The following is a 22,277-nucleotide window of genomic DNA, read 5'->3' as shown; positions in this document are numbered from 1 at the left end:
CCGGTCGTCCCTCGCGAGGGCCAGCCTGCCCGGACTCCCGACCCGGACTCCTGGCGGGCGGAACTAGAACGCGAGCAGGCGCCCGAGCAGCGTTCTGTACCTGCGCAGGGCGAGCCGGAGCTCCTCTGTCGACGCCTCCGCTCGCCCAGGCTCGCCGTCGACGAGGCGCTGCAGCGCGGCGCGCTCCTCCCGGAAGCTCTGCGCGACCCGCTGGATCGCCTCGTTCACGAGCGCGTCGGCCTGCTCGACCGAGAGGCGTGGCGCCTCGATGAAGCCCGCCTGGATCGCGCTCCAGCGCTCGGACAGCTCGCGCGCCTCTTCCGGCGTGAGCACGGGCGCGCGCTCCGGCCAGGGCTCTCCTGTGGGTCCGCCGCGCGCCGTGTAGACGGCCGGCTGGCGGCCCGACTCGGGCGGGATGTCTTCTTCGGCGAACCGCGCCTCGGGCTGGCTGCTCTCGCGCGCCGTCACCATCCGTTCTCTGTGCAATGGGCTCACGATGGCCACCTCTCCGCTCGTTGGCGCTGTGCGCCCAGCGGGCATAGCAAGCCGCATGCGCGTCCCGATGTGCATCCGCGCCCGCTGCGGCGCGCGCAGCGCGACAAGGCCAGAGGCCCGGAAGAGCGCGAGAAAATCCAGAGAGCCCTCGGGCACGCCGGGCTGCCCGGCGCTGATCACGCGGAGCGGCGATCCTTCATGAGCCGATGAGGCGGAAGAGTACGGAATACGCCCGGCGCCGGCGGAGCCGCCGCTCGCGCACGCCCGCGCGCCACAGAGCCGCCGAGCGCGCCAGGGCCGCCGCTCGGCCGCGGGCGCGCAGATTCACCTCAGCGACGGGCGCAGCTTCGTCACGACGGCGCGGATCTCCCGCGCCACCTGGAGGAGCGCCTCGTCCGCATCGGACCACTTGGTCACGGGCTTCTTGTCCCGCGGCACCGCCTGGAGCTCGGCGAAGCGCGTCGTCTCCCAGTCGCAGGGCCGGAGCAGGATCGGCACGACCACGGTCTGCCCCGCGGCACGCCTTTCCATCGCGCGTGCCACCTGCGCATCGCCTTGCTCGGACGCGAGGTAGCTCGCGCTCACCAGGAGGAGGACGAGGTCGGCCGCCTCGAGCTGCTCGCCGATCGCGCGCTCCGTGTCCTCGCCCGCGTCGATCTTCCCGCTGTGCCACGGCGCGATCAGCCCCTCCCGCCTGAGCGGGGTCATGTGCGCCTCGAGGCGCGCGAGGAGATCCCCATCGGCCGAGGCGTAGGAGAAGAAGACGCGCGCCGGCCGCGGCGCCGCCGTTGCGCTCGGTGTCGACGTCGGCGGCGCCGCGATCGCCTTCACGAGCGACGACGGCAACGTGGGCGACGACTGCTGCTGGGCCCGCGCACCGGCGGGCGGCGGCGCAGCGGCGGGCGGCGGCGCCGCCGCGCCCGGCTCCAGGCCGAGGAGGACCTGCGCGACCTCCGCATGATCGCCCGCCTGGTTCTCGTAGACGATGAGCCGGACGCCCGACTCCTCGAGCAGCCGGCGGCGGAACGGCGGCACCCCCTTCGGGAGCAGCGCGAAGTGCATGGGCGGCTGCCCGCCAGAGAGCGCGCGCACGCGGGCGAGCGTCTGGTCGATGTTGTCGTCGGCGAGGCCGAAGCCCACGAACAGGATGGAGTGCGTGCGGTAGAGGGCGCCGAACGCGTCCTGAAGCAGGGGCGAGCCGAAGATCGCCCGGTCGTACTGGTCGCGCGAGAACACCCAGGTGTCCCACGCCCGCAGCGTGCCGTGCAGCTTCAGGATGAAGCACCTGTCCATGGCGATGTCGCCCGCCGGCCGATCGACCATGCGCCACTCGCCCTGGAACGCGCGCTCCAGGAAGCGGTCGATGTTCGTGGTCAGCACGGCCTTGAGCTTCGGCTTGAGCGCGGCGATCGCCCGCGCCAGCTCCGGCACGTCGCGGCCGGTGTCGTCGAGCTCCTTGTCGACCGTCCAGTTGAAGTCCTGCGGCCCGAGCGCGAGCCGCGCGGCGGAGAGCGCGTTGATGAGCTGGTTCGAGGAGATGTACTGCTGGATCTCGTCGATGACCGCCGGGTCCGCGCTCCGCCGCCGCGCGCGGTCGCGCAGCTTCTCGGCGAGCTGCTTCCAGGTGGGCATGCCCGCGGCCGCCGAGACGCCGGCGCCTGCGAAGACGATCAGGTTCCCTGACGTGTAGCGCTCACGCAGCTGCTCGAGGATCTCTTCATCCATCAGCGATCACGATACCGCGGATCTGCGCCAGCGGGCGGCGCCCCGCCGCATCCTCACCGCGTCTCACCCTCACCGCAGCGGCGCGGAGCGCCGCACCCTCACCGCAGCGGCGCGGAGCGCCGCTCCGTGGCGAGCGAGAGGCCGATCCCCAGCCAGGCCCCCTCGACGGCGCCCGCCTGGCCACGGGCGTCCTCGTAGGGCGCCGGCCGGAGCACGATCCCCGGGTCCAGCGTGAGCCCGAGCCACACCGGACCGCCCAGCCGGGTCTCCACGCCGAGCCCGAGGCCGGCGCGGGCGGACCACGTATCGCGCCCGCCGGCGATGCCATCGACGGAGACGGCGGCGGGCAGCCTGAGCGACGCGACGGAGGCGGTGGCGCCGATCGAGAGGCGCCACGAGGCGGCCAGCCAGAAGCGGTAGTCGCCCGAGAAGCCCGCCTCGAGCCAGCGCAGCGGCTCGCCGCCGGACGGCGCGGCCAGCAGGCGGGCGAACAGCGACTCCGTGAGCCGCAGGCGCCGCAGGCCGAGCGCGAGGCCCGCCCCGCCGAGCACCCGCGGCCCGCCCGAGACGACCGCCGCGTAGGGACCGGCCGAGACGGACAGGGTGTCGAGATCGCGCGAGGCGAGCTCGACCTCGTCCTGGGTGGGGCGCCGCGGCGAAGGCGGCCGCCGCGGGGCGCGCGCGCGGCGCATCTCGGCGACGATCATCTCGGAGGCGGCGATCGCGACGAGCCGCGCGGCGACGTCCGATGTGAGGCCGGAGACGGCGATCTGCCGGCGCACGACCGCGCGGCCGTCGAGGCGCACCTGGATCTCGAGGCGGGCCGCGGTGGGCCGATCGACCCACACCGTCGCGACGCGGTCGCCGAGCGGGCCGACCGGCTCGGCGGCCAGCGCCGCGCCGTCCGGGAGCTCGATCTCGAGCAGGCGCCGCACGCGGACGCTGGAGACCTCCTCCGCCGCGCCGCGCGACAGGGCGACGCGCACCTCGATGGGCGCCGCCGCGTCGGGCAGCCGCGGCGCGGCCGGCGCAGATGCGCGGCTGGTGCTCGCCACGACGGCGCGCGGCTCGGCAGCCGCGGCCGGGAGGGCGAAGCTCAGCGGGACGACGAGCGCGGAGACCAGGAGGGCGACCGCGGGGACGGCGAGCACAGGCAGCCCGCGGCGCGGGGCGCCCGCCGGGGGCCGGCGGCCAAAGCCCGTCCTCTGCGGCGGCGTCCGCGCCGGAGATGATCCGCTGGGCATCCTCGCACGGGCCATCGGGGTACTTGGCCACATACCCTGTTGCGATCTGAATTGCCTCTTTCTTGTGGTTCGAGACCACCTCACCGAGGCTGCTCTGGCCGGACGAATCCGCCGCGGCGCGCTCTCGAACGAGAGCGGCCGCGCGTTCGCGGATTATTTCGCTGCCAGCGCTCACCACACAGGGGAGCGCGACTGCCTGCCCCGGCTCACGCCTCCTGGCGGAACGCGGCCACGAGCCAGTTGACGTGACGACCTGTGTCGTCGTCGTTCGAATGGCGCTTGAACAGCGGCATCCTCAGGATGCGCACGTGATCCTGGAGGTTCGTCTTGAAGGGCGAGCCCTGGATGGGCGTCCCGTCGGGCCGCACCTGCCGCCCCTCGATCTTCATCTTCTTCAGCACCTCGAGGGACGCGAGCCGCAGGAGCTCATAGGCCCTTTCCGGGTCCTTGCAGCTCACGGAGACGATGAGCTTGCCGAACGTGGGGTCCTTGTTCACGAGGACGTCCCCCGCCTCGAAGCCGCAGTCGAAGCGGACCTTCAGGTCGGTGAGGCCCTTCTCCTCGAGCGCCTCGCGGATCGCGTCGGTGTCGGGGAGCGCGATGCGATCGAAGATACCCGCGTTGGGCAAGAACAGCCCTTTGCCGCCGTCCCGCGAGTCCCTGAGATCGGGATTCCAGCTCTCCGCGTTGATGCGGAACTCGCGGCTACAGTGGGTCTGCACCACGTGGTCCTGCTCGAAATCGATGGGTTGCCCGTCCGCGATGCGCATCTGCCACGCGACGAGGTTCACGGGGACGCGGCTGCGCTTCCGCTTGATGGCGTAAGTCTCCTCGCTGACGGGGTGCTCCACCTGGATCCGCGTGTTCATCTCGAGGAAGTAGAACTTCCCTTCCTTGAACATCAGCTCCACCGTGCCCGCGCCCACGTAGCCCACGCGGTCCGCGATCTGCACAGCGAGCCCGCAGATGCGGTCTTCCAGGCCCGGATACCGCCGGAGCAGGGCCGGCGGCGCCTCTTCCTGGATCTTCTGGCTCGCGCGCTGCTCGCTGCAGTCGCGCATGCCGAAGTGCCGCGTGTTGCCGTAGCGATCCCGCAGCACCTGCACCTCCAGGTGGATCGTCTCCGGGATGTTCTGCTCGAACATCACCCCCGGCTGCCAGTTGTACGCCTTGATCTCGCCAAGGACCTTCTGGATGGCCTGCGGCACCTGCTCCACCGTCGGGATGACGGCCTGCCCGCGGCCGCCGCCGCCGTTGGCGGCCTTCAGGCGCCCCGGGAACGTGAAGCGCCCAGCCGCGTGCGCCTCCAGGACGGTCCGCTGGATCTCGCCCGGATCGTCGCTGTCGATGACGATGCCCGGCGTCACAGCGGTCGGGTCGAAATCCTGAGCCATCAGGCGGAATTTGCGCTTGTCGCCGGCGCTCTCCACCACGTCCTGCATCGGGCCGACGAAGACGATGTTCTTCTGGCGGAAGTGCCGGATGGCCGCGGCGTTCTCCGCGAGCGGGCCGTACCCGGGATAGAGCCCCGCGCGCGACAGCTCGTCCTGCCAGCCGTCGCCGAAGCGCCGCTCGAACTCGGCCCTCACCTTGTCCGCGATCTGGGTGAAGTTCGCGTAGCTCTCGCGGAAGCTCCCCTCGAGCCCCACCCCGAACCCGCCGCCCTCCCGCGCGATCCGCAGCTGCAGCGCGTTCGCGTCGTCCTGCAGGCTGTAGAGGACCACGGGGATCTTGCCGAGCGCGATCGCCTCCCGCGTGGCCCGCACCCCCATCTCCCCCTTGTCCGCCACGAGGATGTACCTGAGCTGGCCCGCGCTCACCGTCGTGGCGGGGTAGCTGTCCAGGCGATGAACGGCGGCGTACAGGAGATCCAGCACCTGCGCGTCCTCCCGCAGGAGATCGCCGGCCCGGGAGCGCAGGTGCTCCGCCGCCTGGTCGCGGAGCGAGGGCTCGTCCTGCTCCAGGATCAGGAACTTGAGGAAGCGCTCGTCGTCGAAATCACGGCGCTTCAGCGCCCGGAGCAGCCCGCCCTCCAGGTAGCGAGCGAACCCGTCCCGGTCCGCGGCCGAGATCGCCGCGCGCGTGTCCCTGATCCGCGCGAGCAAGCCCTCCGCCGCCGCGAGGAGCTCCTGCACCCGCTCCTCGTCGAGCAGCGCCCTGCGCAGCGCCGCTTCCAGGGGGCGCTGCCAGCCGAAGTGCGTCCTCCACACCTCGCCGTTCGCGATGAGGTACCGCAGCCCGAGGAGGCGGTGCGCGTCCTTGCCGCCGGCCAGCGTGCCCAGATCGAGCAGCACGAAGCCAGGGACACCCATCGCCGTGGTGAACGCCTCCATCGAGGACACATAGCCGCCTCGGGGCAACACCAACTTCCACGACGGGAGCGATTGAGCGTCGTTGCGAGCGGGTAGAGAGCTGGTGCGGACGGCGGTGGTCATCCTGGGCGGTTCTCCGGCGCGGCGAGCGACCAAGCAAGCGCAGAACCGCCAGAGGTGTCAAGCATGTCCACCGCGCCCGGCGGAGCGCGATCGACGTGGACGGGCGCCCCCCGCTCTACGGCGTCGGGCTCGCGTCCGGGGCCGGCGGAGGCTGGGGCGGCGGGGCCGCGTGCTCCTCTTCCTCGGCCGCCTCCTCGCCGGACTCGCCGGAGACGATCCGCTGGACGTCCTCGCACCGGCCGTCCGGGTACTTGGCCACATACTCCTTGGCCATCTGAGAGGCCTCTTCCTTGTGGCCGGCGACCACCTCGGAGCGGATGCGCTTGCAGAACGAGTCCTCCGCGAGGTTGCCCTCGGGCGACAGCGAGCGCGCCTGCTCGTAGTACTTCGCCGCCAGCGCCTGCTCGCCCATGCTCGCGTACATGTCGCCGAGCTTGTAGGCCGCGATCGGCGCGTTCGCGTCGCTCGGGAAGCCCTCGACCACGCGCGCGAACGCGCGCATCGCCGCGGCGCGATCGCCGCCCTTCCCGCGCAGCAGATCGCTGAGGTCCATCAGCTCCCTCGCCGTCTTCGCGGAGGCGATGGCGCCGTCGATGCCGCCGCTCTGCTGCTGCAGGCTCTGCAGCGCCTCGGCGACGTTGCCCGCGTTGTACCGCGCGCGCCAGTCCGGCGCGGCGGCGACCTGCGCGGCGGCAGGCGGCGGCTCGATCGGCGCCACCTCCGCGCTCGAGCGCGGGAGCGACGAGGCGCGGGCGCGCCGGGGCTCCGGCGGCGCCACGACCGCGATCCGCTGCCGGATCGGCACGCCCTCCTCGGCGTCGCCGCGCCCGAGCTCCCGCGAGCCGGCCGGCGACGTGAGCTTGACCGAGCCATCCGCGACATTGACGTCGATCGCGTCGACGTTGTGCTTCACGCGCAGCACGCTGCCCGCCGCCGCCGCGAGGCGGGCCTCGCCGGCGACGATCGCGAGCGCCGCCGTGCGCGTCCCGCTCACGGTGTCGAGCCACGCCTCGCCCTGCACGAGCCGCAGCGTCAGCGCGCCGCCGTCCGCCTGCTCGACCTCGACGGTCGTGCCCGCCGTCAGCGAGATCGTTCCGCCGCCCGGCAGCTGGAAGGTGCGCCCCTGCGAGCCCGCGGCGAACACGTCGACGAGCGACGGCGCGTCGTTGGCCGGCGCCACGGCGGTGGGCGCGGGCGCGGCGCGCTCGTCGCTCCAGATCGCCTTGCCGAGCCACAGGCCGCCGCCGAACGCCGCGAACGTCGCCGCCGCGAGCATCGCGGCCATGCCCGCGCGCCGCGGCGACGAGCGCTCGCGCGCCCCGAGGTCGTGCTCGATGCGGTCCCAGACGCGCGCGATCCGCTCCTCGGTCGCGTGGTCGCGGAGATCTGCCGGGGCGATCCGGGGTAGCCCTCGCCGGCTCATGATGAGGCCTCGCTGCTGGTTGAATCTACAAAGTGACCGTCGAGGAAGTGTTGCGCCCGCGAAATGCGCCGCTTGACGGTCGCGAGCGAGCAGTCCGTCATCTGCGCGACCGTCTCGAGATCGTGCCCCTCCACCGAGCGGAGGATCCACGCGATCCGGTCGTCGGCCGGCAGCGTCTGGAGCAGGGCGTAGATCTGCGCGATCTGCGCGCGCGCGTGGGGCGACGCGGCCGGGCTCGCCAGCGCGTCGAGATCGACCGGCTCGCTCGACTTGCCCATCCCGAGCACGCCGAGCAGCCGCGCGCGCCGCATCCGCGAGCGGACCTTGTGGACGATGATCGACCCGAGCCACGCGCGGAACGCGGCGGGATCGACGAGATCGTCGAGGCGCTCGTAGGCGCGGAGGAACGCGTCGTGAACGATGTCCTCCACGTCGCGCGCCGAGCCCTCGATGCGCGTCGCGAGGTGGATGGCGAAGGCGACGTGCCGCCGGTAGAGCTGCTCGAGCGCGCTCACGTCCCCGCGGGCGCCGAGCACCACGAGCTGCGCGTCCGGGAGCTCCGCGAGGCCTGCGCCGCGCTCGGCCGGCGCTGTCGCGGCGGAGGACCGTCTGTCCTGAGCGCGCGCTCCCCCGAACCGGCCATCGCCGCGGCCCCGCTCCTCCGGAGCGAACGCGGGCCCGGCGTCGCCCATGTCCTGCTGGGCCTCCGCGGCCGGGGCGGCCGGGACGACCGGTTCGACAAGGCGCAAGCGCCCTCGCTGAGGTCTCAGAGCCATGCGTTCGTACCAGGGGACATGACTGGAAATGTACAGCAGAAGGTGATCGCGATGCCCTCGTGGGAGGCGGGTCGCCGGCCCGGGCGGAGCGCCGAGCCCTCGGCTCCTGTCCAGAGCGGCATCAGGAGCAGCCCGAACTTCCCACACTTTTCTAGACGCCTGGTCGGGCCCGGGCGGCTCATCGAAAAAACTGTGAGCCGTTCTGGCTCCCCGCGGCGTCTGGGTGGTGGCCGCCGGATTTGCGTGCGGTTCACACGCCTGTTGGTTGTGAGGGTGGCCTGACCGCCCTCTTTTTCGGAGGATTCCATGAAGAAGCTCGTTCTTGCGCTCGTCGCCGTGTCGTCCCTCGTCGTCGCCTGCGGCGGCAGCGCCCCGGCCCCGACCGACCCGGGCGCGGCTCCGGCGGCTGACCCGGCGGCGGCCCCCGCGGCTGACCCGGCGGCGGCCCCCGCGGCTGACCCGGCGGCGGCCCCGGCCGACCCGGCGGCGGCCCCCGCGGCGCCCGCCGAGGCCCCCAAGCAGTGAGCTCTCTGCGCGGCACGTCGCTTCTTCGGTGAAGCGCGCACCGCGGAGCGCTTTGGGCGACGCCTCTCCGGAGGCGCCGCCCTCTTTCATTTTGTGCCGCTTGTGCCGCGCGCTCCCGCCACCCCACCCGCCGCGGCTCCAGCGCCGGCGCGCCTGTGCTTTGGCGCCATCCGCGGGCCGTCTCCATGTATGTTCCGTCCGCGCGCCTTCCCGTGGACGGCTCGGCGCGGCGCCGCTGCAGCCCGCGAGCCGGTCCCGCTCCCTCCGACAACCAGACCTCTCGTGTCCCCGGGGCTGATCGTATGGGTACCACAAGCCGGCTGAGCTCCCTGCTGCGGTCCGGGCGGCATCGCCCTGGCTTCCTCTCCTCGCGCGCCTTCGCCTGGTCCGCGCTCGTCGCCCTCGCGGGGGCCTCGCTCGGGGCGGGCTGCGGCCGCACCGAGACGTGGGAGTACGACAGCTCGTCCGGCGCCGAGCCCCCGGCGGCGTGCGGCGACGGCGCCTGCAACGGCGCGGAGGACTGCCAGAGCTGCGCCGCCGACTGCGGCCCCTGCCAGGGGTGCGGCGACGGCGCCTGCAACGGCGCAGAGGACTGCCAGAGCTGCGCCGCCGACTGCGGCCCCTGCCAGGGGTGCGGCGACGGCGCCTGCAACGGCGCAGAGGACTGCCAGAGCTGCGCCGCCGACTGCGGCCCGTGTCCGCGCTGCGGCGACGCCGCCTGCGATCCGGCGAGCGAGACGTGCTCGACGTGCCCGGACGACTGCGGCGTGTGTCCGAACTGCGGCGACGGCGTGTGCAGCGGCGCCGAGACGTGCGCGACGTGCGCGGGCGACTGCGGCGTCTGCCAGGGCTGCGGCGACGGCGTCTGCTCGCCGCGGGAGGACTGCCGCTCGTGCGCCCCCGACTGCGGCGTCTGCGAGGCCTGCGGCAACGGCGTGTGCAACACCGGGCTGGAGAGCTGCTTCTCTTGCCCGGACGACTGCGGCGCCTGCGCCACGTGCGGCGACGGCATCTGCTCGGGGACGGAGACGTGCGCGTCCTGCCGGCGCGACTGCGGCGTGTGCGCGGTGTGCTCGAACGGCGTCTGCGAGAGCTTCGAGAGCTGCGGCCTCTGTCCCCAGGACTGCGGCGCGTGCGAGCCCATGGACTGCCAGGAGGTGGTCACCTGCGCCGCCCGGTGCATCGACAGGGAGCGGATGCCGCCGGAGTTCAGCGTCGCGTGCGTCTCCAGCTGCGTCTCGCGGGGCTGCCCCAACGCTCAGTTTTTCGCCGATCAGGTCCTCGGGTGCGCCTTCAGGTCGCTCGCCGTCTGCAACGGCGACTTCGGCTGCATCCAGAGGCAGTGCGGCGTCGAGCTCTCGGCCTGCGTCAGATCCACCTGCTGATCTCTCCCCCGGGGCCGGCGCGGGCGTCCGCCCCTTTCGCCCTCGGACGCCCTCGCCTCACGCGTCGTCGAGCAGCTCCCTGGCCGTCAGCTCGCTGGCCGCCCGCCCGTGCTCGTACTCGAGCAGGCCGAGCGAGGCGTAGCGCGGCCGCATCCGCGCGGACAAGAGGCCGATCCGCTTCAGGTTCGGCACGATCCGCCGGAACATCGTCCGGCGGAAGAACCCCATCAGGTCGCTCTGGAGCATGAGCTCGTCCCACGCGCAGCGCGTCATGCGGTGGGCGTAGAACTCGTCGTAGAACTCGTGCGCCAGGAAGCGGTTGCGCAGGAGCACCGACAGCTCGAACGCCCAGTCCTCACGCTCCCTCCGCGCCCGCTCGTCGATGCCCTCGCGGTAGAACCTGCTCAGCGCGAGCACCCCGTAGTGGACGTGGCGCGCCTCGTCGGTGATCACCGACCGGAGGACGTCCTTGAGGAGCGGCTCGCTCGTCACCTGTCGAATCGAGCCGAACGCGCCGAGCGCCAGGCCCTCGATCATGATCTGCATGCCGAGGAACTTCATGTCCCACCGGCCGTCGCTCATGATCGCGTCGATGACGACATAGAGGTTGTCGTTGATCTCGTAGAGCTTCTCCAGCTTCTGCGTCAGGTACGCGTGGAACACCTCGACGTGGCGCCCCTCGTCGGCGACCTGCGTGCTCCCATAGAGCTTCGCGTCGAGCGACGGCACGCACTCCGTGATCTGCGACGCCGCGAACAAGGCGCCCTGCTCGCCGTGCAGGAACTGGCTCAGCATCCAGGAGAGCAGCCCGTGGCGCTGCGTCGCCCGCTCCCGCTCGGAGAGCCTGCCCCAGGCGGGCAGCTTGGACGGCGGCATCCAGCTGTCGGGCAAGAGCGGCATTGCCGGGTCGAGCCAGTCGACGCTCCGCGACCAGTCGAGGTCTGTCGCAGCGTTCCACTGGGACGTCTTGGCGAGGTGGTAGAGCCGCGCCATGTCGGGGTCGTCCCGCCCGTAACTCCAGTTAAAGCTGGCCTCGTATCCAACCGAGATATCGGTCGAGACCACGCCCTTGCCCCGCCGCTGGACGAAGCCGCGAAAGGCGGGCCCGAGCAGCGAGGCGAGCACACGGACGTTACCGCTGCTCGACGCGTCACGAAGGAGAGGGGCGGAATCGAGGAGGGTCTGGAGTGCTTGCTGGAGGCGCATGGACATGAGAGCTTTCCGGAGCGGCGAGGCGCGGACGCGAGGTCGAGCGACCCGCGGGCGGCCCTTATAATGGCACCTATCTTCGAGCGGCAATCGCCTCTCGCTCGTTTTTGCGTCGTCATATCGGCTCCGGGAGCTCCCGAGTCGGCCAGGGGGTCCACGCCGAGCGCGCGCCCGTCGCCCGCCTGACATCGCACGTCGCAGGGGCGCGGCCCGCGCGTCGCGCGCGTCGCTGAAGGCCCGACGCTGGCCGCGCGCCCTCCGCGTCAGAGCGCGCGGCACCGCAGCGTGGGCGCCGGCGAGGAGCAGTGCCCGGAGAGCTCGCCGATCAGCAGGAGCCCGGGCGGCCCCGCGGAGAGATCGAGTCCGCCGATCCCGCGGACCGCCGCCTCCGTCGCGCAGAGCCCTTGCACCGAGTCGACGGGCGCCCACGCCCCGACCCGGGCCAGGTCGCCGCCGATGATCTCCGGGAGGTTCGCCGAGCGCACGACGACCTGCCCGGCGTGCAGGCACAGGTTCGTGTGCACGCGCGTGTCCGGGCCGCTCCTCAGCGCGATCTCCTCGTGGAGCGAGGCGGCGATCTCGATCACGGCCGCGCGCTCGAGCAGCGACTCCCGCAGCTCGCTGGAGAGGAGGCGCACGGCGAGGATCTCGCTGCCGGTCACGGAGACGAGCGTGAGCCCGGCGTCCCGGAGGCGCTCCTCCGCGAGGTCGAGCACGAGGCCGAGCTCCTCGGCGAGCGCGTCGTCGAGATCGTCGGCGTCGGTGCGCACCCGGAGATCGAGGTAGATCGCGATCGCGTCGGTCTGGAGCTCCGGCACGCTGCTCCGCCCCGACGTCGGCTCGCCGACCGCCTCGCGGAGCGTGTAGAGGAAGCTCTTCACCGAAGGGTAGCGGTGCTCCGGCTGCTTCTCCATGCAGCGCAGCACCACCGCGTCGAGCGCGGGCGGCAGCGGGGTCCGCCGGCTCGGGCGCGGCGCGGGCTCCTCCAGGTGCTGCCGGAGCAGCTCGGTCGCGTCCGGCGAGTAGAACGGGAGCTTGCCCGTGAGGAGCCTGTGCAGAAGGACGCCGAGCGCATACACGTCCACGCGCGCGTCGAGGACGCCGCCGAGGATCTGCTCGGGCGCCATGATCGTGAGGGTGCCGGGCGCCCTCCCCGCCGTGGTGAAGCCGCTCGCCCCCTCGTCCGGCTCCATCAGCTTGGCGATCCCGAAATCGAGGAGCTTGACCGCCCGCGGGGCGCCCCGCGAGACGAAGATGTTGCTGCCCTTCACGTCGCGATGGATGATCCCGGCCGCGTGCGCCGCGTCGAGCGCCGAGCAGACCGGCTCGAGCAGCTCGAGCGCCTGCTCCGGCGACAGCCGCCCCTCCTGCCGGAGGAGCACGTCGAGCGTCACCCCGTCGAGGTGCTCCATCACATAAAAGGGCCGGCCGTCCGCGAGCTCGCCGGCGTCATGAATCTCGACGATCCCGGGGTGGTTGAGCAGCCGCACCACCTCGACCTCGCGCAGGAAGCGCTTCACCATCTTCGGCGACGCGGCGAGCGTCCCGTGGAGCACCTTCATCGCCACCCGCGCGCCGGTCCGGAGGTGAATCGCCTCGTACACGGCCCCACATCCGCCCCGGGCGATGGGCGACACAATGCCGTACTCACCCGCCCGCGAGCCGCACGGCAGCTCGCCTCGGGAAAAGGACCTCTCCTCCAGTGAAAATGCCCGCGTCTCGTTATCTCGTGTCGCCAAAGCATCCATCGTCATAACCCCCCCGATGCGACTAAGGGCTCACCCGAGCGATGATTTTCTCCGCGCCAGACGGCCGGGTTGGCGCTACACGTCGCTTCGCCAAGTGGTACAGTAAATCCATCGTTATCCTTACGGTAGCCTATTCCATCTGCTAGCAGAACGGGCGGGGAGGGGGACAGATGAAGAGGCGAATCCGAGCGCTGTGCGCACACACATTTCTGTTGGCTTCAGTGCCGTGCTGCGGTGGCAGCGACGGATTTCCCGCGGAGTGGGGGTCGGTCGACGAGGTCTCAAGTGCGCTCCTGAATCACAACGCGCTGAATCCGAACGCCCTCAACCCGAACGCGCTGAACCCGAACGCCCTCAACCCGAACGCCCTCAACCCGATTGCGCTCGCCCCGAACAGACTCGCCTTGAGCGCCCTCTCGGCGGCGGTCCGCGCCGCCATCACCCGCCCAGGAGAGCTCGGCGCGATGTCCCGGCAGCTCCTTCAATACATCGTCGGCTGCGCGCTGACCCCGTCGCAATCGTTCAGGTTCTCGTGGCGCGACGAGCTCGGCGAGCTGCGCGAGGAGGTCTACCCGGGGTACCTCGGGCTCGCTGCGAGCTGGGCCATCGCGCCGCTGAGCGAGTCCCGGGAGCAGTGGGTCTCGGCCTGCGTGGCGTCGCGCGCCAACCGGACCGGCGTCTCCGTGATGATCTCGTCGCGCGCCGCGCACCTCGCCCTCAGGCACCCGGACGCGAGCGAGGTCGAGTCGTATCCGATGGAGGAAGGCGCGTTCTGGGGCAATCTGTTCGCGACCCCCCCCCGCCTCTATGCCTGCTACAACGAATCGAACGCGGAGAGCTCTCGGGCCCTCAGCAGGGACTGCGCCGCGGGGCTCCCCGAGCCCGAAGGGGGCGTCCGGGAATGCCCGAACATTCACATCGTGGGCTCATGCGATCTCGCGTGTGACGCGCTCAGCGCAGCCGACGGCTATCGCCCGAGCTGCACCGACGATCGAGGCGAGTCGTGGCCCGCGGTGATTACGACGTTCCTGCCATGAGGCCCCCATGTTGCCCGATGCTCATCGAGGCGGAAGCGCGGCTCGCTCCGGGGCGCCCACCGCGCGGTGCAAGGAGTGCGGCAGGCGCGTCGCGCACGCGGATCCGGGGTGTCCGGAGCACGGCCCCGTGGCGCGGCAGGGCAGCCAAGAGCCCGTAGCGCCCGGCGGCGCGGACGAGCCCAGCAGCAGCTGGCTCAGCGCGACCGCTCTGCCCAGCATCGAAGGCTACCGGGGCGTCCGGCTCGCCGGCGCAGGCGGCTTCGGGGCCGTGTTCGCGGCCGAGCCCGAGGAGGGCGGCCCGACCGTGGCGATCAAGGTCGCGCGCGCCGACCGGGCGGACGCGAGCGCCCGCCTCGTCAAGGAGATGCGGGCCCTCTACGACGTCGGGCCGCCCCACGTGCCCGCCGTCTACGGGTGTGGCCAGCTCGCCTCGGGCGCGCCGTACTTCGTCATGGAGTACCTCGACGGCCCCACGCTCGCCGACCGCCTCGTGGCGCGCGGGGTCGCCGGGCCGATGCCGGCGCGCGAGGCGTGCGCCCTCGCGCGCGCCGCGCTCCGGGCCCTCGAGGCGATCCACGCGCGCGGCTACGTGCACCGCGACGTCAAGCCGGAGAACATCTTCGTCTCCGGCGCGCCGCTCGTCGCGCGCGCCGGGGACAGCGGGCACCGCGCCACCATCATCGATCTCGGCCTCGCCGCGGGGCACCACGAGCCGTCGCACCGCATCACCGCCGAGAGCGACGCGCCCGGCACCGCCGAGTACATGGCCCCCGAGCAGTGCGACGGCCGCGGCGACGTCGACGCGCGCGCGGACGTGTACGCCCTCGGCGTCGTGCTGTTCGAGCTGCTCACCGGCAAGCCGCCGTTCTGGGGACCTCCCGCCCTGGTGCGGCAGGACCACATGAGCCGCCGCCCCCCGCGGCCCTCCCAGATCGCGCCGATCTCGCGCTCGCTCGAGGAGATCGTGCTCCGGTGCCTCGCGAAGGACAGAGGCCAGCGCTTCGCGAGCGCCGCGGCGCTCGGCGCCGCCCTGGAGAGCTTCGAGCGCGGCCAGGAACGCCGCCCCTCGCGCCTCCGGCGTCCCACCACGGAGCCGCCGCCGCCGAGCGCCCGCAGCGTCGAGCGGCGCGCCGTCGCGCTCCTCTTCTTCGAGGCCGAGCTCGACGTCGTGGCCCTCCAGCGCAGGCTCAGCGCCCTGGGCGGGGAGCTCGCCCACGCCGCGGGCGGCCGCTTCGTCGCCGTCTTCGATCACGCGGACGGCGCGAGCCCGCTGCGCCGCGCGGCGCACGCCGGCCGCGAGCTCGAGCAGCAGCGCGTCCTCTCCCGCGGGCTGCTCGACCTCGCGACCGTGTCCGTCCAGCCGCGGCCCGACGGCACGCGGCGGTTCCTGAGCCCGCTCTTCCACCGGGAGGACCGGTTCGCGGCGGGCGGCCCCGCAGGCCTCACCCTGTCGCCGGCGGCCGCGGCGGCGCTCGGCGACGACGCCTCGCAGGCCCCGGGCGACGGCCTCCCCCCGCAAGGACCGGCCTCCGTCCGGCCCGGGCTGGCGGCCGCCCAGCCCGACGCCGACACCGCGTTCGACTCGAGCTCCCAGCCGCTCTTCGGCCGGAGCGATGTCCTCGACGCGCTGGTCGCGGGCGCGCGCGACGCCGTGGCGACCGCGACGCCCACCATCGCCAGCGTCATCGGCGTGGCCGGCCACGGCAAGAGCCGCCTCGCCGGCGCGCTCGCGCAGCGGCTGCGCGCGATCGAGGGGCGCGCCGAGGTGATCGAGCTCCGGACCGGCGAGCCGGTCGCCGGCGGGGCCGATCGCGTCGTCCGGGAGATCCTTCAGCGGGCGCTCGCGCTGCCGTCGTCCCCTCCGGCGGACGGCGGCAGCGCGCTCCTGCGGCGCCGCCTCGCGGGCGCGCAGCAGGGGCAGCTCGGGGCCGCGGTGGCGCTCGCGCTCGGCTGGATCAGCGACGACGCGCTCGCCGAGGAGCGCTACCCGGAGCTCCGCGCGCTCTCCGCGGCGCCCGGCGCGCTCCGCGCCGCGCTCTCCGTGGCCGCCGGCGAGGCCCTCCGCCGGCGATCGCGCCGGACGCCGCTCTTCGTGGTGCTCGACGACGCGCACGTGGCCGACGACGCGGCGCTCGCCGCGCTCGAGTACGCGGCGCTCGCCGAGGCGCAGGCGCCGCTCTTCATCTGCGCGTTCGGGCGGCCGAGCTTCGAGAGCGCGCGCCCCTCCTTCGGCGAGCGCGCCGCGCGCCGCGAGACCTACCGCCTCGAGGCGCTCGATCGCGAGAGCGCGATCGCCCTGTGCCGGCGGCTGCTCCTGCCCGCGGAGGACGTGCCTGAGCCCGCGGTCGCGCACCTCGTCGAGCGCGCGCAGGGCGTCCCGCTCCTGCTCATCGAGCTCGTGCGCGGCCTCAAGCGCGGGGGCATCGTGCGCCGGCACCCGCGCGGCGACGCGTGGTACCTCGCCACCGACGAGCTCGATCGGCTCCCCGACATGCCGCTCCTCGACTGGCTGGCCCTCGGCGAGATCGACGCGCTCCCGCCCGCGCTCCAGGCGCACGCGCGGCTCATCGCGCTGCTCGGCCCCGACGTCGCGGTCGCGGAGGTGGCCGGCGTGCTCCACCGGCTCGACGAGCACGGCGAGGCCGACGATCTCCCGCTCGACGCCGCGGTCGCCGTGAAGCGGCTGATCGCCGCGGGCCTCCTCGTCCAGGACCGGCGCGGCCGCATCGGCTTCCGACACGCGCTGGTCCGCGAGGCGGTGGCCCGCGGCGCGCCCGAGCCGCTCCGCCGGCGCGTCCACCTCGCGGCGTTCAAGCTGCACCGCGACGCCGCGGGCGACGAGGCCGGCGAGCGCGACGCGCCGCACCTCAAGAACGAGCGCCTCATCCCGTTCGCGTACCACGCCGCCCAGGCGGGCCTCGGCGAGATCGCCGAGATCGCCTACCTCACCCTGGCGGAGCGCGCGCGCGCCCGGCACGCCTACCTCGACGCGGAGACGCTCTACAGCCGCGCCCTGGAGCAGCCGATCGAGCCGACGGCCCCGGGCGGAGGCCCGCCCAGCCGCCGCGCGCCGGGCGAGGTGCGCCCCGATCGCGCGGCCGCGCACCGGGGCCGCGGCCTCATGCGCTACCGCCTCGGCCGCTACCACGACGCGCTCGCCGACTTCGCCAGCGCGCGGGCCATCGCGCGGGCGCGCGGCGACGTCCCGGCGCAGATCGACATCCTGCTCGACGAGGCCACGGCGCTCGACTGGATGGACGAGTTCAAGAGCTCCGAGGAGCGCGTCGAGGAGGCGGGCGTGCTCGCCGAAGAGATCACGCTGTCGCCGGCGCTCACCGCGCGCCTCGCGCTCGGCGCCGGGCGCACGCTCCACCGCTTCAGCCAGGAGGAAGAGGCGGCCGCCGCGCTCGAGCGCGCGGCGGCGTCGGCCGCCTCGCTCGGCGACGAAGGGTACGAGACGCTCGTCATCTCGCTGCTCATGCTCGGCTTCGTCCTCCAGGGGCTCGGCCGGCTCGACGACGCCGAGGACGCGCTCGGCCGGGCGATCGCGCTCTGCGAGGCGCACCACGACACGCTCCACCTCTGCTCCGTGACGAACAACCGCGCGCTCCTCTGGGCGTGCCGCGGCGACAAGGCCCGGATGATCGCCGACCTCGAGCGGGTGCTCGCGCTCGCGCGCGACCTCGGCCAGAGCGGGCTGGAGCGGATCGGCGAGTACAACCTCGGCGAGTACCTCTACCTGATGGACGACCTCGCGGCGGCGAGGCCGCACATCGATCGCGCGCTCGACATCGAGCGGCACCGGTTCTGCGGGACGTGCCGGCCGGTCGCGCTGCTCCTCAAGACCCGGTTCCTCTTCTATTGCGGCGAGCAGGCCGAGGCGCGCGCGCTGTTCCAGCAGATGCGCGAGATGCAGGAGCGAGCCCGCGAGGACGGCCAGGCCGACGCGCTGATGGTCCCCTCGGAGGAGGTGCTCTGCGCCATGATCGATCTGGCCACGCAGGACAGGGGCGCCGCGGACGACGCCGCGTGGGACGCCCTCGTGGACCGCTCGGCGCAGAGCTCCGTGGGCCAGGAGCACATCGAGGTCCTCGAGATCCGCGCGGTGACCGCGCTGCGGCGCGGCCGGCTCGCCGCCGCGCGCGGCGCGCTCTCGGCCGCGCTCGAGGCCGCGGAGCGCATCCCGAACGTGATGGGCGACCGGCTGCGCCGCCACGCCGCCGCCCTCGCCGAGCGCGAAGCGGCGGAGGCCGCCCTGGATCAGCCGACGCAGCTGGCGTAGGCAAGCCGCCCCGGCGCCGCCGCCCCGTGACGTGTCACCCGGCGGCAGCGAGCGCGAGGGTCCTCGCGTTGTCGGGCACGCACGTCAAGAACCGCTCCCGAAAGGCCGCGTCGCTGATCTTCGCCGCGCGCTCGAGCAGGTGCTGGCGCGCGACGGCGAGCGCCTCGGCCGCCTCGCTCGCGGCGCCCGCGGCCGCGAGCGCCTCGGCGTAGGCGAGCCGCACCAGCGACTCGCCCTCCTCGAGCGAGCCCGCCTCCTCGAGCTGCACGAACGCCTCGCGCGCTGCCGGCAGCGCCTCCTCCGGGCGGCCCTGCGCGAGCAGCGCGCGCGAGAGCACCGCCACGGCGGCGGCGCGGAGCGGCGGCGCCACCGCCAGCGCCTCGACCGCGGCGCGCGCCTCGCGCTCGGCGGCCACGGGATCGCCCGACAGGAGCATGATCTTCGCCATGTACGTCAGCGTCACGCCCTCCATGCGCCGGTCGCCCTGCTGCTGGAACGCCGCGGCGGCGCGCTGCTCGAGGAGCTTCGCCTCCTCGAGCTGCCCCAGGTGGGCGATGACGTAGCCGAGGTTCTGGCTCGCGGCCGTCTCCAGATCGTCGAGGCCCATGCGCTGCGCCGCGGCGAGCGCCGTCCGGAGCGCCGACTCGGCCACCTCGAAATCGCCGAGCTCGCCGTACAAGAAACCCAGGTTCGAGCGTATCGTGCAGGCGTTCCGGCGGTCGCCGGCCTGCTCGAACGCCGCGAGCGCCGCCGTGAACCCGCTCAGCGCGGCCCCGATGTCGCCCCTCGTGTTCGCCCGGACCGCGCGCGCCTGCTGGTAGAGCCCCGCCGCCTGCGGCTCGAGCCCGGCGGGCTCGCTCGCGACCACCTCGAGCATCTGGATCAGCGCGTCGGCCGCCGCGTAGCGGCCGCCGAAGCTCAGGAACGTCGCGGCGTCGCACAGGCACATGATCCGCGCGCTGATCGCGCCCGCCGCCTCGGCCGCCCGCGTCGCCCACGCCTCGACGCGATCGAAGTGACCGAGCTTCCCCTCGGCGATGATCACCTGCCCGATGGCGCGGAACCACGGCGAGCTGCCGGTCCGGACGAGGCTCGCCGCCTCGGTGCCGCGCTGCACGGCGAGCACGGCCTCTCCCTGCCACAGCCCGATCTCGGCCTCCACGAGCCGCAGCCGCCCGAGCTCCTCGTCGGCCGCCCCGCACTGGACGCCCATCTCGGCGCGCGCGAGCGCGCTCGCCAGATCGTTCGCCTCGAGCGCCTGCTCCGCGGCCCTCCGGTACCACCGCACCGCGCGCCCCGGCTCGCCGCCGCGCCGGAAGTGCTCCGCGAGCGCCATCGCGTCGGTGTGCCCGCTGCGCTCGAGCCACTCGCCGGCCAGCTTGTGGCCGAGGGCGCGGTCCGGCTCCGTGAGCATCGCGTACGCGGCCTCGCGCACGATCGCGTGGCGGAACACGTAGTCCGTCGGGATGAGCCACCCCGGCGTCGAGACCGGGGCGATGAGCTCCCGCGCCGCGAGCGCGTCGAGCCACGTCTCGGTCTCCTTCACCCGCGTCGCGCCGCCGAGCAGCGCCGCCACCGCGAGCTTCGAGAAGCGGTCGCCGAAGATGCTCGCCGCCCGCAGCACGCGCTTCGCCTCGTGGCCCTCGGCGTCGAGCCGCGCCTCGACCGTGCCCAGCACCGAGTCGGGCAGCACGTCCCCCTTGCCCGTCGCGACCGCGCGGATGAGCTCCTCCAGGTAGAACGGGTTGCCGTCGGCCCGGTCCACGACCCGGGCCACCGTCTCGGCGGGCGTCTCCTCGCCGAGCGCGCTCCGCACCATGCGCTCGCTCGCCTTGGCGGGCAGCGGCCCGAGCTTGATCGTCTGCACCTCCCGGTCGGTCCACAGCCCGGGGAACTGCTTGCTCACCTCGGGCCGGGCCAGCGCGAGCAGCATGAGCGGCAGGTCCCGGAGGTTCCGGAGCGTCTGATCGATGAGGCGCACGGTCGCCGGATCGCCGAAGTGCAGATCCTCGAGCACGACAAGCACCGGCTGCGCCGCGCACTCGGCCGCGAGCCAGTCCTCCCACGCCGCGCGCGTCGCGTCGGCCATGAGCATCGCGTTGTCGCGCGCCGCGCGCAGCCCGCTCGTCTCGCCGTCGGGGAACGGCGTCCGCGAGAGCTCGCCAAGGAAGGCCGAGATCCGGCTCAGCGCCTCGCCGCTCAGGTGGCGCCCCAGCCGTCGCGTCAGCTTGCGCCGCCGGGCCTCCACCGGCTCGCCCTCGCGCATCCCCGCCGCCTTCTGGATCGCGTCGGCGATGAGGCCGAACGGAGACCCCGCGGCCATCGACTCGGCCCGCCCGGAGAGGATCTCCACCGACCCGAACTGGCGCCGCACCCGGGTGAGGAACTCCAGGCGGAGCCGCGACTTCCCGGACCCCGCCGCGCCGATGACGAGCACCGCGCTCGCCAGCGACTCGCTCACGCACCCGGAGAACACGCCCTCCAGCATGGACAGCTCGCGGATGCGGCCGACCCAGACGCTCGGCTTGCCGAGCAGGACGGGGACGCTCTCGTCGGCCGCCGTCTCGGTCGCGAGGAACGGCCCGTTCTCGTCGCTCTCCACCTTGAGGCGGCCGCCGACGACGCTGGCGGTCACGTCGTCGAGCCGGACCGCCCCGGCGTGCGCGGCCCGCAGGGCGCGCACCCCCCGGTCGATGACGTCGCCCTCGATGAGCTTCGCCGACGACACCCCGCGCCCCGTGGCGACGGCGAGCGGGATGCCGGGGAACCGCGCGCGCAGCGCGAGCGCGCACCGCGCCGCCCGCTCGGCCCGGTCCACGGCGCTCCCGGCGCCGGCGAGGATCGCGATGAGCGAACCTCGCGAGATCTCCGTGATGTGCGCGCCGTAGGGCTCCACCGCGGCCCGCACCTCGGAGCGCGGCACCGCGGAGCCCGGCCCCTCGCTCGAGAGCTCCTGCAGCACGCTCGAGACGTCCAAGGCGCTCGGCACGCCGCCGGCCGCCGCGACGCTCATCTGCACGTCGTCCGGCTCGCCGGCGAGCACGAGGGACACGAGCCGCTGCTCGCTGCGCGTGAGGAACCCGTCGACCCGCGCCGAGCGCATGGTCGCGTCGCGCGGCGAGGCGAGCGTGGCGGGCCGCGGCGTCGCCCAGGCGTCGAGCGCCTCCGCGATCTGCGCGAGCTCGACCCCGACGTCGCCGCAGTCGCGCGGCCGGTCCTCGGGGTTCTTCGCCATCATCCGGTCCATGAGGCGCTCCAGCGGCTCCGGGACGTCCGCGCGGACGTCGCGCAGCCGGGGCGTCTGCTGGAACAGGAGCTTGGCGAGCGCCGCCATGACGTGCGCCCCCTCGAAGGCCGGGCGTCCCGCGACGCACTCGTAGAAGACGCACGCGAGCGAGAACACGTCCGCCCGCGCGTCGAGGGCGCCCCCGCCCTCGATCTGCTCGGGCGCGATGTACCCCGGGGTTCCGAGGATCCCGCCCGTGTAGGTGAGCCGCCGCGACTCCCCGTCGGGGCGCGCGATCCCGAAGTCGACGAGCCTGAGCTGGCCGACATCGCCGGCGACGAGGAAGATGTTGCTCGGCTTGACGTCGCGGTGGATGATCCCGCGCGAGTGCGCGAAGGCGAGCGCGTCCGCCGTCCTGCGCAGCACCGCGAGGCTCTCTCCGAGCGCGAGCTGCCGGCGCGCGAGGCACGCCGCCAGGTCCTCCCCCTCCAGCCACTCCATGGCGAGGTAGTGGTCCCCGGCGGTGGTTCGCCCGTGCGCGACGTACCGCACGATCCCGGGGTGGCTCAGCTCGGCGAGGATCTGCGCCTCGCGCTCGAACCGCTCGACGTCGAACGCCTCGCGGCTGTGGAGGACCTTGAGGGCGACCGGGCGGGCGTCGAGGCGGTCGTGCGCGCGATAGACCGTCCCCATCCCCCCGGCCGCGACCTGCTGCTCGACGACGAAGCGGCTCGCGAGGACTGCGCCGGAATCCACGCGGCTCGATG

Annotated in this window: 13 protein-coding genes; 4 read left to right on the top strand and 9 right to left on the bottom strand. The window is 73.7% G+C overall.

Features of this window, described 5'->3' with window-relative positions:
• Positions 1–63: 63 nt before the first annotated feature.
• The 6 genes from WMF14_RS47085 to WMF14_RS47060 form a co-directional block, all read right to left on the bottom strand.
• Complete coding sequence (locus WMF14_RS47085; RefSeq protein WP_272096464.1) at positions 64–495, bottom strand: hypothetical protein; 432 nt, start codon at positions 493–495, stop codon at positions 64–66.
• Positions 496–819: 324 nt separating this feature from the next.
• Positions 820–2,220 carry an SIR2 family protein gene (locus WMF14_RS47080; RefSeq protein WP_437797307.1) on the bottom strand — a complete coding sequence of 467 codons (1,401 nt, stop codon included), beginning with the start codon at positions 2,218–2,220 and terminating at the stop codon, positions 820–822.
• A 98-nt stretch (positions 2,221–2,318) separates the two neighbouring features.
• Positions 2,319–3,464: a hypothetical protein gene (locus WMF14_RS47075; RefSeq protein ID WP_437797305.1), complete on the bottom strand. Its 1,146-nt coding sequence runs from the start codon at positions 3,462–3,464 to the stop codon at positions 2,319–2,321.
• A 206-nt stretch (positions 3,465–3,670) separates the two neighbouring features.
• Complete coding sequence (locus WMF14_RS47070; protein ID WP_437797303.1) at positions 3,671–5,797, bottom strand: biotin carboxylase N-terminal domain-containing protein; 2,127 nt, start codon at positions 5,795–5,797, stop codon at positions 3,671–3,673.
• 217 nt (positions 5,798–6,014) lie between these two features.
• On the bottom strand, positions 6,015–7,322 hold the full coding sequence (locus tag WMF14_RS47065; RefSeq protein WP_437797301.1) for a FecR domain-containing protein: 1,308 nt from the start codon (positions 7,320–7,322) through the stop codon (positions 6,015–6,017).
• Positions 7,319–8,071, bottom strand: coding sequence for an RNA polymerase sigma factor (locus WMF14_RS47060; RefSeq protein WP_272096459.1), 753 nt, complete (start codon positions 8,069–8,071; stop codon positions 7,319–7,321). The genes WMF14_RS47065 and WMF14_RS47060 overlap by 4 nt, the downstream gene beginning before the upstream one ends.
• Before the next feature lie 333 nt (positions 8,072–8,404).
• Between WMF14_RS47060 and WMF14_RS47055 the strand changes: the two genes are divergently transcribed.
• Complete coding sequence (locus WMF14_RS47055; RefSeq protein WP_437797299.1) at positions 8,405–8,623, top strand: hypothetical protein; 219 nt, start codon at positions 8,405–8,407, stop codon at positions 8,621–8,623.
• A gap of 302 nt (positions 8,624–8,925) precedes the next feature.
• Positions 8,926–10,008, top strand: coding sequence for a hypothetical protein (locus WMF14_RS47050; RefSeq protein ID WP_437797297.1), 1,083 nt, complete (start codon positions 8,926–8,928; stop codon positions 10,006–10,008).
• A gap of 57 nt (positions 10,009–10,065) precedes the next feature.
• Here the strand turns inward: WMF14_RS47050 and WMF14_RS47045 are convergent, their stop codons facing one another.
• The gene (locus tag WMF14_RS47045; protein ID WP_437797295.1) at positions 10,066–11,220 is read right to left on the bottom strand and encodes a ferritin-like domain-containing protein; all 1,155 of its coding nucleotides are present in this window, start codon (positions 11,218–11,220) and stop codon (positions 10,066–10,068) included.
• A 260-nt stretch (positions 11,221–11,480) separates the two neighbouring features.
• Positions 11,481–12,965: a serine/threonine-protein kinase gene (locus WMF14_RS47040; RefSeq protein WP_272096454.1), complete on the bottom strand. Its 1,485-nt coding sequence runs from the start codon at positions 12,963–12,965 to the stop codon at positions 11,481–11,483.
• A gap of 212 nt (positions 12,966–13,177) precedes the next feature.
• Here WMF14_RS47040 and WMF14_RS47035 point away from each other — a divergent pair, with 212 nt between their 5' ends.
• Together WMF14_RS47035 and WMF14_RS47030 are read left to right on the top strand one after the other, a co-directional pair.
• Complete coding sequence (locus WMF14_RS47035; RefSeq protein ID WP_437797293.1) at positions 13,178–14,002, top strand: hypothetical protein; 825 nt, start codon at positions 13,178–13,180, stop codon at positions 14,000–14,002.
• A 7-nt stretch (positions 14,003–14,009) separates the two neighbouring features.
• Positions 14,010–18,284 carry a serine/threonine-protein kinase gene (locus WMF14_RS47030; RefSeq protein ID WP_437797291.1) on the top strand — a complete coding sequence of 1,425 codons (4,275 nt, stop codon included), beginning with the start codon at positions 14,010–14,012 and terminating at the stop codon, positions 18,282–18,284.
• A 34-nt stretch (positions 18,285–18,318) separates the two neighbouring features.
• Here the strand turns inward: WMF14_RS47030 and WMF14_RS47025 are convergent, their stop codons facing one another.
• Positions 18,319–22,266 carry a serine/threonine-protein kinase gene (locus WMF14_RS47025; protein ID WP_437797289.1) on the bottom strand — a complete coding sequence of 1,316 codons (3,948 nt, stop codon included), beginning with the start codon at positions 22,264–22,266 and terminating at the stop codon, positions 18,319–18,321.
• Between the last annotated feature and the right edge of the window lie 11 nt (positions 22,267–22,277).

It is taken from the genome of Sorangium sp. So ce693, assembly GCF_051521375.1.
Taxonomy (GTDB): Bacteria; Myxococcota_A; Polyangia; order Polyangiales; family Polyangiaceae; genus Sorangium; species Sorangium atrum.
The sequence above is the reverse complement of the archived record's forward strand: the minus strand, read 5'-3'. Positions and strand labels throughout refer to the sequence as shown.

What these genes read in the sequence shown, in the direction of transcription:
- WMF14_RS47080 (WP_437797307.1), bottom strand. Translation starts at nt 2,220, where the DNA reads ATGGATGAAGAGATCCTCGAGCAGCTGCGTGAGCGCTACACGTCAGGG.
- WMF14_RS47075 (WP_437797305.1), bottom strand. Translation starts at nt 3,464, where the DNA reads ATGCCCAGCGGATCATCTCCGGCGCGGACGCCGCCGCAGAGGACGGGC.
- WMF14_RS47070 (WP_437797303.1), bottom strand. Translation starts at nt 5,797, where the DNA reads ATGGAGGCGTTCACCACGGCGATGGGTGTCCCTGGCTTCGTGCTGCTC.
- WMF14_RS47065 (WP_437797301.1), bottom strand. Translation starts at nt 7,322, where the DNA reads ATGAGCCGGCGAGGGCTACCCCGGATCGCCCCGGCAGATCTCCGCGAC.
- WMF14_RS47055 (WP_437797299.1), top strand. Translation starts at nt 8,405, where the DNA reads ATGAAGAAGCTCGTTCTTGCGCTCGTCGCCGTGTCGTCCCTCGTCGTC.
- WMF14_RS47050 (WP_437797297.1), top strand. Translation starts at nt 8,926, where the DNA reads ATGGGTACCACAAGCCGGCTGAGCTCCCTGCTGCGGTCCGGGCGGCAT.
- WMF14_RS47045 (WP_437797295.1), bottom strand. Translation starts at nt 11,220, where the DNA reads ATGTCCATGCGCCTCCAGCAAGCACTCCAGACCCTCCTCGATTCCGCC.
- WMF14_RS47040 (WP_272096454.1), bottom strand. Translation starts at nt 12,965, where the DNA reads ATGGATGCTTTGGCGACACGAGATAACGAGACGCGGGCATTTTCACTG.
- WMF14_RS47030 (WP_437797291.1), top strand. Translation starts at nt 14,010, where the DNA reads ATGTTGCCCGATGCTCATCGAGGCGGAAGCGCGGCTCGCTCCGGGGCG.